7 protein-coding genes are annotated in these 13,579 nt (G+C 55.2%); all 7 read left to right on the forward strand.

Going from position 1 to position 13,579, the window contains the following annotated elements; all coding sequences use genetic code 11:
* The first annotated feature begins 25 nt into the window (after window positions 1-25).
* Window positions 26-1,189 carry a methionine adenosyltransferase gene (gene metK, locus ESZ91_RS06330; protein WP_129225246.1) on the forward strand — a complete coding sequence of 388 codons (1,164 nt, stop codon included), beginning with the start codon at window positions 26-28 and terminating at the stop codon, window positions 1,187-1,189.
* Between the two features lie 20 nt (window positions 1,190-1,209).
* Window positions 1,210-1,956, forward strand: coding sequence for a ComF family protein (locus ESZ91_RS06335; RefSeq protein ID WP_129225248.1), 747 nt, complete (start codon window positions 1,210-1,212; stop codon window positions 1,954-1,956).
* A 202-nt stretch (window positions 1,957-2,158) separates the two neighbouring features.
* Complete coding sequence (secA, locus tag ESZ91_RS06340) at window positions 2,159-5,023, forward strand: preprotein translocase subunit SecA (RefSeq protein ID WP_129225251.1); 2,865 nt, start codon at window positions 2,159-2,161, stop codon at window positions 5,021-5,023.
* Window positions 5,024-5,295: 272 nt separating this feature from the next.
* The gene (locus ESZ91_RS06345; protein ID WP_129225253.1) at window positions 5,296-5,658 is read left to right on the forward strand and encodes an Hpt domain-containing protein; all 363 of its coding nucleotides are present in this window, start codon (window positions 5,296-5,298) and stop codon (window positions 5,656-5,658) included.
* A gap of 7 nt (window positions 5,659-5,665) precedes the next feature.
* Window positions 5,666-10,273, forward strand: a complete 4,608-nt coding sequence (locus ESZ91_RS06350) for a hybrid sensor histidine kinase/response regulator (protein WP_129226272.1) — start codon at window positions 5,666-5,668, stop codon at window positions 10,271-10,273.
* A 1-nt stretch (window position 10,274) separates the two neighbouring features.
* The gene (locus ESZ91_RS06355; protein WP_161971080.1) at window positions 10,275-12,239 is read left to right on the forward strand and encodes a PAS domain-containing hybrid sensor histidine kinase/response regulator; all 1,965 of its coding nucleotides are present in this window, start codon (window positions 10,275-10,277) and stop codon (window positions 12,237-12,239) included.
* 228 nt (window positions 12,240-12,467) lie between these two features.
* Window positions 12,468-13,568, forward strand: coding sequence for a 6-phosphofructokinase (locus ESZ91_RS06360; RefSeq protein ID WP_129225257.1), 1,101 nt, complete (start codon window positions 12,468-12,470; stop codon window positions 13,566-13,568).
* Window positions 13,569-13,579: the final 11 nt, after the last annotated feature.

The following is a 13,579-nucleotide window of genomic DNA, read 5'->3' on the forward strand; positions in this document are numbered from 1 at the left end:
TAAAATTCTAGGAAATGAGCGAAAAATGAACAAATTTTTTACGAGCGAAAGCGTAACGGAAGGGCATCCCGACAAGGTCTGCGACCAGATCGCGGACGCGGTGCTGGACGCGGTGCTGACCAACGACGAAAACGCGCGCGCGGCGATCGAATGCTGCGCGACCACGGGCATGGTGCTCGTGATGGGCGAACTGTCCACGAATTGCTACGTGGATATTTCCAAGATCGCCAAGAATACCATCAAAGAGATCGGCTACGTGCACGGGCAGGGATTTTCCTATAATTCCCTCGCCGTCATCACCGCCATCCATTCGCAGAGCCCCGATATCGCCATGGGCGTGGATGCGTCTTTGGAAAAGAAAGCGGGAGGCGAGATTGCCGACCAGATCGGCGCGGGCGACCAGGGCATGATGTTCGGCTACGCGGTCAACGAAACGCCCGAATTGATGCCTCTTCCCGTCATGCTGTCGCACAAGATGGCGGCGCGGCTTGCGGAAGTGAGAAAGAGCGGGCTTTTGCCCTATCTGCGCCCCGACGGCAAGACGCAGGTCACTGTGGAATACGACGGGAGAACGCCCGTCCGCGTGGATACCGTCGTGGTTTCCGCGCAGCATGACGACGCCGTTTCGCAGGAACAACTGAAAGCGGATATCCGCAAGTACGTCATCGAAAGCGTCATCGATCCGAAATATCTCGACGGCAGGACGAAATTTCTCATCAACCCCACGGGACGGTTCGAAGTGGGCGGCCCCGAGGGCGACAGCGGCCTTACGGGGCGCAAGATCATCGTGGATACGTACGGCGGGCGCTGCGCGCACGGCGGCGGTTCTTTCTCGGGAAAAGACTGTACCAAAGTGGATAGAAGCGGCGCGTACATGGCGCGCTATATCTGCAAGAACGTCGTGGCGGCGGGCCTTGCCGACGAGTGCGAGATCGAACTCGCGTACGCCATCGGCGTGGCGAATCCCGTATCCGTGTTCGTCAACAGTTTCGGCACGGGGCGCGTTTCCGACGATCGGCTCGTCGAGATCATCCGCGAAAATTTCGATCTTCGCCCGTACGCGATCATCGAAACGCTGGGGCTGCGCAGGCCCGTATTCCGCAAAACGGCGGCGTACGGCCATTTCGGGCGTGAAGAATTTGCCTGGGAGCGTACGGACAGGGCGGAGTCTCTTAAAAAATATTTATAAGTAGGGGAAAAGGCGGCGTTTTGCCGCCTTTTTTTGAACCGATGAAAGATTTTTTCAAACGCTGCAAAGAGCAGGCCCGCGGCGCCCTCTTTCCCGCGCATTATACCTGCGAGATCTGCAGAAAAGAAGTGTTCGACGGCGCTTCTTTCTGTCCCGCATGCGAAAGGGCGCTGCCGCGGAACGACGGTTTTTTCTGTAAAAAATGCGGCCGCCGCATTCTCGAAGACTTCCCCGTGTGCCTTGAATGCAAGCGCGAACTGCCCGTCTACACGGCTGCGCGCAGCGCGTTCGTCTACGGGGGCGAAATCGTCGGGCTCGTCCGCCGTTTCAAAACGGGCGCGAAATATCTCGCCCGCACGTTTGCCCGCGAAACGGAACCCGTGTTTCGCGCGGAATATGATTTTTCCGACTTTATCGTAAGCGTGCCGATGAGCGGAGAAAGTTTGCGCAGGCGCGGCTACAACCAGTCCGCGCTGCTCGCGGACGAACTGTCGGTGCGGCTGGGGATAGAGCACCGCGCCGCGGCGCTCGTAAAGACGCGCGATACCGCCGCGCAGAAATTTCTGACGCTCGGAGAGCGCGAGAAAAATCTAACGGGAAGTTTCCGCGTGCACGAGAGGAAAGCGTGCGAGGGAAAGACGATCCTGCTCGTGGACGACGTTCTCACGACGGGCGCCACGGCAAACGCCGTTTCCCGCGTTCTGTTCGCCGCGCATGCGGCGCGCGTGCTGGTGCTGACCGTCGCGAGCGTTCCCCAAAGGGATTGAAAGGAGAGAAAATCCGCCCGTTTTCGGGTGAAAAGCGAAAAAGCCGTGTGAAATTTGAAATATGTGGCAAAAATCTTTTACATTTCTTTGAAAATAATGTAAAATATTTTCGTGTAAATTTTCTTTCGGGGAAAGAGGGCAAATTTGCCGAAGATCAATAGTAACCGCATTGTTACGGGTGCGGAAGGGATAGGAGCAGGTTATGGGACTTATCAATTACATGCTGAACAGCGACGGAAGAAGAAGTTTAAAAAAGTTGGACAAGATGGCTTTAAAAGTCGAGGCGCTGGAACCGAAGTACGCCGCCATGGGCGACGAAGAACTCAAAAGTCAGACGGGCATTTTGAAAGACCGCCTCGCTAAGGGCGAAACGACGGACGACATCCTCTACGACGCGTTCGCCGTCGTGCGCGAAGCGGCGAACCGCGTTCTCAAATTAAAGCACTACCACGTGCAGATCATCGGCGGTATCGCTCTTTATCAGGGGCGTATCGCGGAAATGAAGACGGGCGAAGGCAAGACGCTGGTCGCGACGCTCCCCGCGTATCTCGCGGCGCTCACGGGCAAGGGCGTGCATATCGTCACGGTCAACGACTATCTTGCGCAGCGCGACGCCGAGTGGATGGGCAAAGTGCACCGCTTTTTGGGGCTTACCGTCGGCGTGGTCGTGCCCGGCATGGACGACGACGATAAGAAGAAAGCGTATAACTGCGATATCACCTATGCGACCAACAACGAACTCGGATTCGATTATCTCCGCGACAATCTGAAAACGGATATCGATAAGATGGTGCAGCGCGAACTTGCGTTCGGCATCGTCGACGAAGTGGACTCGATTTTGATCGACGAGGCGAGAACGCCGCTCATCATTTCGGGCAAGGGGGACAAGTCCTCGGAACTTTACGAGCGCGTGGACAGATTCGTGCGTACCCTCAAAGGCGGGTTTGACGACGACGGCGTGCACGAAGAGGACACCGACAAGAAAAAGAAGAAAAAGAAAAAAGAGGAGATCGAAGAGCCTTCCGAAGAGACCGGCGAGATCGAAGAGGAGATCGACGAGAAATTCCAGACGGGCGGCAAGTACGGCGACTGGGATTACGTCATCGACCGCAAGGACAGGAGCGTGCAGATCACGGAACTGGGCGCGGCGAAAGCCGAACGGTTTTTCAATATCGAGAACTTGGGCGACATCGACAACGCGGCGCTCAACCACCATATCCAGCAGGCGCTCAAAGCGCATAAACTGTTCCACCGCGACGAGGATTACATCGTCAACGACGGCGAAGTGGTCATCGTAGACGAGTTCACGGGACGTCTCATGATCGGCCGCCGCTATTCCGACGGTCTGCATCAGGCGATCGAGGCGAAGGAAGGCGTGAAGGTGCGCAACGAGAACAAGACCTACGCGACCATCACTTTCCAGAATTTCTTCCGTTTATACAAAAAACTTTCGGGCATGACGGGTACCGCCAAGACGGAGGAGGGCGAGTTCCGTACCATCTATTCGCTCGACGTTCTGGAAATTCCCACCAATAAGCCCGTCGTCCGCAAGGATATGCCCGATATGGTGTATTCCACCGTCGAGGGCAAAAAGCGCGCCATTTTGAAAGAGATCATGACGCGGCACGAATCGGGTCAGCCCATCCTTATCGGTACGGCGACCGTCGAAAAATCCGAAGAGATCGCAAAACTTCTGCGTAAAAACGGCGTCAAGCACAATATATTGAACGCGAAGAACCACGAGCGCGAGGCGGAGATCGTGGCGCAGGCGGGCCGTCTGGGCGCCGTCACCATCGCCACCAACATGGCGGGGCGCGGAACGGATATCCTTTTGGGCGGCAATCCCGAATATCTCGCCAAAAAGCGTTTGAGAGAAGAGGGCGTGGAGCACGAACTTATCGAACTCGCTACTTCCTATGCGGAACTCGAGGGCGAGGCGGAGGAAGTGCGCCGCCGCTATCAGGAACTGTACGCCGAATACAAGGCGGAAACGGATGCGGAAAAACTCAAAGTCATCGAGGCGGGCGGCCTTTGCATTCTCGGCACCGAGCGCCACGAATCCCGCCGTATCGACAACCAGTTGCGCGGCCGTTCGGGCAGACAGGGCGACCCCGGCGTATCCGTATTTTTCCTCTCTCTGGAAGACGATCTGATCAAGCGTTTCGGCGGCGAAACGATGAAAAAGATCTACAACGTGTTCAGCAAGGACGACAATACCTGCCTGCAATCGCGTATGCTCTCGCGCGGCATCGAAAACGCGCAGAAAGCCATCGAGGGCCGCAACTTCGGTATCAGAAAGACCATTCTGCAATACGACGACGTCATGAACAAACAGCGCGAAGTCATCTATGCGGAGAGAATGAAGGTCTTGAAGGGCGAAAACGTGCACGACGAGGTGGTGAAGTTCATTCCCGATTTCGTCACGACCGTGTTAAAGGGCGCCGTCAACGTGGACGAGATGCCCGAAAAATGGGATGCGGAAGCGCTCAACCGCGCGCTCGAACAGCGCCTCCTTCCCGAGGGGAGCGGGTTCGTCACGCAGGATAAACTGAATAAATGGGATTACGATTACGCCTTTAAAAAGATCGTCAAAGAGACGGAAAAGGCGTACGACGAAAAGATCGCGGAAGTGCGCGAGCAGTTCGGCATCGATTACGCGGACGTGGAGCGCCGTTTCCTCCTGATGAACGTGGACCGCAACTGGATCGATCAGATCGACGCGATGGATCAACTCAGAAAGGGCATAGGCCTGCGCGCATACGGCAACGTGGATCCCGTCATCTCCTACAAACAGGAAGGTTTCGAAATGTTCGACGAGATGATCGAGCGCATCCAGACGGGCACCATCTCCATGCTCCTGAAAGTGCGTATCGAGGTCAACCGTCCCGCGGTGCGGCCCGTGGAAGCGCCCAAAAACCTTACGGACAACGCGGAACTCGTCACCAACCGTTCGGCGGAAGGCGCGGCGAAACCCGTAACCAAGTCGGCCAAGGAAATCGGCCGCAACGATCCCTGCCCCTGCGGCAGCGGCAAAAAGTATAAGAATTGCTGCGGCAAAAACGCATAATATAGAGATCCGATCGCAAAATGATTGCGGTCGGATTTTTTTGGTTTGCCGAAATTGCGGCAAGCACTTGTAATTTGCGTTGAATTCTGTTATACTTATCGTACAATGCAGATAATGAAGTAAAAGAAAGTGAGCGGAACGGAAGGGATTTTCGTCGCGCGCGGCGATCGTCTCCGTCTGTATCGGCATCACTGCACAAAATAAAGGCGCAGGAAGAAGTCCTGCGCCTTTATCGCATTTAAAGAAAAACGCAACGATGAAAAGGAGTGAAAGTGTCGGATTTCAGACAAATATTCGAGGCCTACGGCGGCGACTATACTGCCACTATCAAGCGCTTTGTAGGCAATGAAAAAATGTATCTGCGCATTTTGAATATGCTGTTTGCGGATGAGAATTTGCAAAATCTGCAAGATTCTGTCGAGCAGGAAGACTGGGACGGCGCCTTTGCCGCCGCGCACACTTTAAAAGGGGTAACGGGCAATCTGGGGTTGCAGCCTCTTTACGCCGCCGTATGCGCCATCGTGGAGCCGCTGCGGTCCAAAGAAAAGGCGGATTATCGCACGCTGTATGCGAATATCGCAGCAGAGTTTTCAAGAGCGGAGCGCCTGCGCGACGCGTTGAGAGGGGGGATTTAAGGTGGAAATGCCGAGCCGTGTGACCATGGAGCAGATGACGGAAATATTGGATAATACGCCGACGGCGATCTACGTGACCGCGGCGGACGATTATGAACTGATGTATGCGAACCGCGCCGCGAAAAAAGTTTTGGGGTGGTCTTCGTTTCCCTCGGGAGCGAAGTGCTACGAATTGGCGGGCTTTTCTGTGCCCTGCCCTTTTTGCCAGGTGAAAAATATGCGTCGCGATTCGCTTCTGGTCCGCGAATTTTCATTCGCCTCCGCCGCCCGCATATTTCAACTGAGCGGCAAATTCATCGACTGGGCGGGCCGGCTCGCGCATATCGAATACATAGAGGACGTCACAGAAAAAAAACAGGCGGCGGAGCAGGTCGCCGCGCGAGAAAAGGATCTGCGCGAAACCGTCGCGAGCATTCCTTGCGGCTTATCCGTTTACCGCTTCGACAAAGGGGAAATCTCCCCCGTCTTTCACAACAACGCCTTTTATCGGATCATGGGATACTCCGTCGAGCATATCCGCAATATCGAACATTACACCAGTTTTCTGAACGTGCACGAAGAAGACCTTCCCGTTCTGCAAGCGAAAATACAAAGGGCTATTGCGGCCAACGGTCGGACAAGTTATACGTATCGGGTATTCAACGATCGGAAAGGCGAATACGTTTGGATCCGTCTGGACGGCTCGGTCAAGGAGCAAAAAGACGGTTCGAAACTTTTATACGGCGTTTACAACGACGTAGGGGAGCAACTCCGTCTGCAAAGCGAATTGACGCAGACGACGGAAAAAATGCAGGAGATCGTCAACGCGATCCCCGGCGGAGTCGCCATCTATAAAATTTCCGATATTTTGGAAACGAAATATTTTTCCGACGGCGTGCCCGCTCTTACCGGCTATACGGCGGAAGAATACCGCAAAATGACGCAAGGCGACGCCTCCGGCCTCATTTATTGGCAAGATCGGGAGAATGTACTCGCCGCAGTGGGCGGCGTGATCGCCTCGAATACCGCGGCGGAACTCGAATTCCGCAAACAGCACCGCGACGGGCATATCGTATGGGTGCACGCGCAGGCGAAACAAATCGGCGAGGAAAACGGCTTTCCTCTCGTGCAATGCGTTTTTCATAATATTTCCAAACTCAAAGAAACGCAGCGCGAACTCGATCATCTCGTCAATTCCATTCCGGGCGGCATCGCAAGTTTCAAAGCGGAAGACGGAAGGCTCACGCCCGTATTCGTGTCCGACGGCGTGGCTGCGCTCGTAGGCTATTCGCGGGAAGAGTTCGATATGCTGCAAGCGGTGTACGAACCCGATCGGGAGCGCGTGAACGCGGCTCTTTCCGCCGCGCTCGAGAGCGGGGAGGCGATGGACGTTTCTTACAGGATGCGGCATAAGGACGGCAGTATCGTCTGGATCCACCTGAACGGCCGTCTTATGGGGCCCAAAGCAGACGTTACCGTCTTTTATGCCGTATTTACGGGTATGTCTGCGGAAACGCGGCTCTTTCAGAGCATCGCCGACGAAACGGCGGACGGCATATACGTCATCGACAAGAAAACCTACGAACTTTTGTACTGCAACGAATCCAAAGCCATGTTTTCGGGTACGGCCCATTTTGCGGGGCAGAAATGTTACGAAACGCTGCACGGCAACAGCGCGCCCTGCGATTTTTGCACAATGAATCAATATCGTGCGGACGGGGAGGAGCACGAAATCGCCGTGGGAGGAGATCGTTACTATACCTCCCGCTTTAAGGAAACCGACTGGAACGGGATCCCCGCATACGTGCAGTATATCCGCGACGCGACCGAAGAGGTCGAACTCAGGCGGGAAAAAGAGCGTCTGGAATTATATTTCCAGACGGTCGTCAAGAATTTGCCGGACGGAATTTCCGTCGTCCGCTGCGAATCGGACGGGAGCCTTACCACCGAGTTCCTCTCCGACGGCTTTGCCGCGCTCATGAGAATGACGGCGCGGCAGGCGGAAGGACGCTATAAAGACGATTTGTTCGCGGGCGTGCACGCGGAAGACGCGGCTGCGGGTCGAAAAAAACTGCAAAAATTTCTTTCGGGGGGAGAAGGGCGGCTCGAAATGGAACTCCGTTTCCTTACGGGGGACGGCGTCTATCAATGGACGAAATGCACGATCTCGCTCATTCAGTCGCTCGACGGGTACAAGCGCCTGTACACCGTCTATACCGATATTTCCGATACCGTGCGCGCAAAGGAACAGTTCCGCAAACAATACGACGAATTCATCATGCAGCATTACCGAGTGACCGAGCCCAATGTGCTCATCCTCGGACATTGCAACATTACGAATAACGTCATATTGGAGATCGACGACCATACCGATTCCGACCTTTTAAAGACGTTCGGCTCTTCCCGCGAAGATTTTTTCCGCGGCATTTCCCGCCTTGTCGTCGACGAGGAAAAACAAAAGGAGTTTTGCAATAAATTTTTCAACGAACCGTCGATTGCGGCGTTTCACCGCCGCGATACCGAACAGGTGATGAGTTGTTACGTCAAATTTCCCAAAGAAGAAAAGGGCCGCTACGTGCAGTTTAAAGTAAATCTATTGGAAACGCCCGATACGGGGGACATCACGGGCGTGCTCACCGTCACGGACGTGACCGAGCAGACGATCACAGACCGCATCATGCACCATCTGTCGGTGACAAGTTACGATTACGTCATCGATTTAAAACTTGACGAGGACTCATTTTCGGTGCTCGTCTACAATCAGGCGGCACATTGCGCGCCTCCGCCGAGCGGGACTCACTCCGCGCGCGTGGCGGATATGGCGGAAAAACACGTCGTTCCCAAGGACGCGGCACGCTATCGCGCGTTGCTCGAACCCGAAGGGATCAAAAAGCGCCTTTCCGCCGAAAAGGGATATACGTTTTCTTATTCGCTCATCGACGAAAGCGGGGATATCCGCACGAAAAGCATGAGTGTGTCCGCCATCGATCTGCGGTTGGGGCGCGTCTGCCTGGTCTGCGCCGATATCACCGATTCCGTGCGCGAGCAGCAAGGGCTTTTGAATATGATCGCCTACACGTTCGACCTGGCTTGTTTTATCGATATCGCCACAGAACGGCTGACCATGTACACGCGCGAAACCATTTTGAAGAGTCTTCCGCCGCACGTCGTGGAACAATACGACCGCAATATGCAAGAGTTTATCTCCCGTTACGGAACGGAAAAGGATATGTCCGCAGCGGTGCGGCAGTTCCGCCTGAAATCCATGCTCGAACGCTTGCGGGCGCAGCCCGCGGGATACGATTACGTATTTCCTTACCGCGAGGAGGAAGAAATTCTCTTTAAACAGGTCAACGTGCTGTGGGGCGATCTGAATCACCGCACCGTGTGCCTTGTACGGGCGGACGTGACCGATCTGATCCTATCCGAACGGAAAAACAAAGCCGCGCTGGAAAAAGCGCTTTCGGCGGCGGAAGATGCGAACCGCGCCAAAAGCGATTTTCTTTCTTCCATGAGCCACGATATCCGCACGCCGATGAACGCCATTACGGGCATGACCGCGCTCGCCGATGCGCATATCGACAACAAAGCCAAGGTATCCGACTGCCTCAGAAAAATTTCCGTATCGTCCAAGCACCTTTTGAGCCTCATCAACGACGTTCTGGATATGAGCAAACTCGACGGCGCCAAAATTACTTTGAACCGCGTGGCGATCTCGCTGTCCGCTCTGGAAAACCAACTTTCCTCCATCATACAGCCGCAGGCCGAGGCTTCGGGCGTCGAATTCGTATCCCGACTTGAAAATATTGCGCACGAGGGATTTTACGGCGATCCTTTGCGCGTCAATCAGATTTTGATCAACCTTTTGAGCAATGCCGTTAAATTCACGCCCGCGGGGGGCAAAGTGGAATTCTGCATCGAAGAGATCGCCTCTTCGCGCCCGAATCGCGCGCGTTACCGCTTTGTCGTGCGCGACAACGGGATCGGCATGCAGAAAGAATTTATGGCGCATATGTTCTCGCCCTTTGCCCGCAGCCGCCGCGCGGCGGATATCGAGGGTACGGGACTGGGACTTTCCATCTCGAAAAGGCTTGTCGATCTGATGGAGGGGAGCATCCGCGCCGAAAGCGAGCCGGGCAAGGGCACGGCGTTTTTCGTACAACTGGATTTTGAGGTCGCGTCCGATCTCAAGGCGGAGATCGTCAGCGCGCCTCTGTCCGCAGAGACTGAAGAAAATATTTACCGCGGGCGTAATTTCCTCGTCGCAGAGGACAGCCGCATCAATGCCGAGATCATCTGCGAACTTCTTTCGATGCGCGGCGCGAAGACGCAAGTGGCGGTAAACGGAGTCAGGGCGGTGCAGGCTTTTGCCGCGTCTGAGGCGGGCACGTTCGACGCGATCTTTATGGATATCATGATGCCCGAAATGAACGGTTACGAGGCGACGCGCGCCATACGCGCCCTTAACCGTCCCGATGCGGAGAGCATCCCCGTGATCGCCATGACCGCCAACGCCTTCGCGGAAGACGTTCATGCGGCGATGGAGGCGGGCATGAACGCGCACGTCGCAAAGCCCGTCGATCTCGATGTTCTGCGCGCGGCGCTTGAAAAGACGCTCTCTGCAAAGGAAGGTTGAAATGAAACAGCATACCATGATCTCGGGTTACGAATACGACGCGTTGATGAGTTCTTTGCGGGTGAGCGTCAGCAAACATCTTTTGGATGAATTTTATACGCTGATATGGGCCAACGATTACTACTATGATCTGATCGGATATACAAAAGAGGAATACGAAGAAAAATTCGAAAACAATCCGCAGAAATATTACGCGAGCCACGGACTTTTAAGCGAACTCGGAAAGATCGCCGCCGTGGTTTCGCGCGCAGTTTCAGAGGGCAAGGGCGGGTATTCGTTGGATACGCGCATGCCCGTCAAGGGAGGCGGATTTCTTTGGATCCGCATGGCGGGCACGTTTACAGACGAATACGTTGACGGCAAACAGGTTTCCTATACCGTCATGAGCGATATCGACGATCTGGTGCGCATACAGACCGACCAATCTATCACGTACAACAATATCCCAGGTTTCGTCGCCAAGTTTTTGGTCTCCCGCGGCAAGCGGCTGAAGATCGTCTACGCCAACGACCAATTTCGTGAATTTTTCGGTTCGGACGGGATTTTGGACGATGCTAACGAAATGTTCCGACTGAATATGGAAAAAAACGCCGAAGTGCTCGAAAACCTTTGGGAGGATATACGGCAGACCAAACCTCTGCATTTTCTCACACAACTGCAAAACCGCAGAGGGCAGACGCTTTGGATGCAGGTGAGCGGGGAATGCGTGGAAACGCTGGCGGACGGCTGCGTGTATCTTTTGATCTATATCGACGTGACCGACGTGACGGGACTTAAAGAGATCCAGAAAAAACTGGAAGCCGCGCTGGACGCCGCGGAAAAAGCCAACCGCGCCAAGACGATCTTTCTCTCGCATATGTCGCACGATATCCGCACGCCCATCAACGGCGTTCTGGGCATGACGGACATCGCGCTCCGCAATATCGACGACAGAGAGCGCCTCGTCGATTGCCTCAAAAAGATCGATTCTTCCTCCCATCATCTTCTCTCGCTCATCAACGACGTGCTGGACATGAGCCGCATCGAGAGCGGCAAAGTCGTCATCGAGGATAAGCCGTTTTATGTTTCCGTCCTTCTCGACGGCTGTTACAGCGTCGTCGCGGGGCAGGCGATCCAAAAAAATATCCGAATCGAAACGGATTTCAGCCCGATCGAGGCGGATGTGCTGGAGGGCGACGAGATACGCCTTAGACAAATTCTCATCAATATTTTGGGCAACGCCGTCAAATTCACGCCGGAAGGCGGGCAGATTTTCTTTTCCGCCTCAACCGTTTCGGAAAATGAGCGCGAAGCATCGCTCACCGTGTGCGTGCGCGATACGGGCGTCGGGATGAGCCCCGAATATCAGGAGCGGATCTTCGAGCCGTTCTCGCAGGAAACCGCAAGCGGGCGCAGCGAGTACCAGGGCACGGGGCTGGGCATGGCGATCGTCAAGCAACTTCTGGATATCATGGGCGGCAAAATTTCTTTAAAAAGCGCACCGGGAAAGGGGAGCGAGTTTACCGTGCGCTTCGTTCTTCCCTTCGGCAATGCGGAGAAACTCGAAAAAAGCAAGAGTTCGGAAGAGATCGATCTGTCCGGACTGCGCGTATTGATCGCGGAAGACAATGAAATGAATATGGAGATCGCCCGATATATACTGGAAAGCGGTTTTGCAGAGGTCACGCCCGTTTTCGACGGCAAAGCGGCGCTGGAACTTTTCAAAGAAAAGCCCGCGGGTACGTTCGACGTGATCCTGATGGACGTGATGATGCCCGTCATGGACGGATTGCAGGCGACGCGCGCCATCCGCGCATGCGGAAAGCCCGACGCGAAGAAAATTCCCATCCTTGCGATGACCGCCAACGCCTATGCGGAAGACAGACAGGCGGCGCTGGATGCGGGCATGGACCGCCACCTCGCCAAGCCCGTCGAACGCGAAGATCTCTTGCGCGCCCTTTCGGACGTGACGAAAAATTCGAGGTAATATAAAAAAAGACGCCTGACGGGCGTCTTTTTTATGGTAAATGCCGCGTAAAAGTCATTGAACCGTCTGCTTGCGTAGTATAATGGAATCGGGAAAGGGAGAAACTTTACAAATAGAGCGGACTTGTCTGGCTTTCGGCAGCAACGACGTTTGCGCGGAAAAAACCCGTTGACACGGGCCGTACGAGCGTGTTACAATAATCGTAATCCAAAAATTTGAAGGAATCTTATGAAGATCGGAATTTTAACGAGCGGAGGCGATTGCCCCGGGCTGAACGCGGTCATCCGCGCCATCGGGCTGTATGCCCTCAATAACATGGAAAACGTCGAGATCGTCGGCATTCCGGAAGGGTACGGCGGGCTCATCCGCGGCGAGTGCCGCCCTTTGCGGAGACAAGATTTTTCCGACATACTCGATCGCGGCGGCACCATTCTGGGAACTTCCCGCCAGCCCTATAAATTGATGACGGTGGAAGAAAACGGCGAAACGCGATTGCAGGAAATGTGTTCCAACTATCAAAAGATGGGACTGGACTGCCTGTTCACGCTGGGCGGGGCGGGCACGCACAAGACGGCGGCGCTCTTGTGCGCCGAGGGCTGCAACGTCATCGGGCTGCCCAAGACCATCGACAACGACATTTACGGCACCGACGTCACGTTCGGCTTTCAGACGGCGGCGGAGATCGCTGCGGAGAGCATCGACCGCATCCGCACCACGGCGGCGGGACACGGAAGGACGATGCTCGTGGAGATCATGGGCAACAAGGCGGGCTGGCTCGCCCTGCACGCAGGGCTCGCCGCGGGCGCGGATATGATCCTCATTCCCGAAATTCCCTTTTCGCTGGACGCCGTATGCGAATTCGTGCAAAAGAGCGGGGAAAGAAAAGGGGCGTCCGACTGGGAGCGGCCCTACAATATCATCGCGGTGGCGGAGGGCGCCGTTCTCGATTCGGAGGCGGCGTATAAAAAGAAAGACCGCGCATTTGCGCGCATCGAGCGGGGCGAAAGCACGGTGACGCAGCACCTTGCGGAAATCGTCGAAGAACGAACGGGCGTGGAAACGCGCACGAGCGTTTTAGGTTATCTGCAGCGCGGCGGCACGCCCTGCGCCTACGACAGGCTGCTATCTTCCCGCCTTGGTGCCTTTGCGGCCGATCTTGCCGCAAAGGGCGTATTCGGCGTGAGCGTCGCCGTGTCGGGGAACCGCATCGTCTACAACGCCCTGGCGGAGATCGCGGGACGCTACAAACTCGTGGAGCCCGACGGCGAACTCGTGCGCTTTGCAAAGAGCATCGGCATTCGCTTCGGCGACGCGCAAAAGATTTCATAACGGAGAAGGAT

The organism is Candidatus Borkfalkia ceftriaxoniphila, from assembly GCF_004134775.1.
GTDB lineage: Bacteria > Bacillota > Clostridia > Christensenellales > Borkfalkiaceae > Borkfalkia > Borkfalkia ceftriaxoniphila.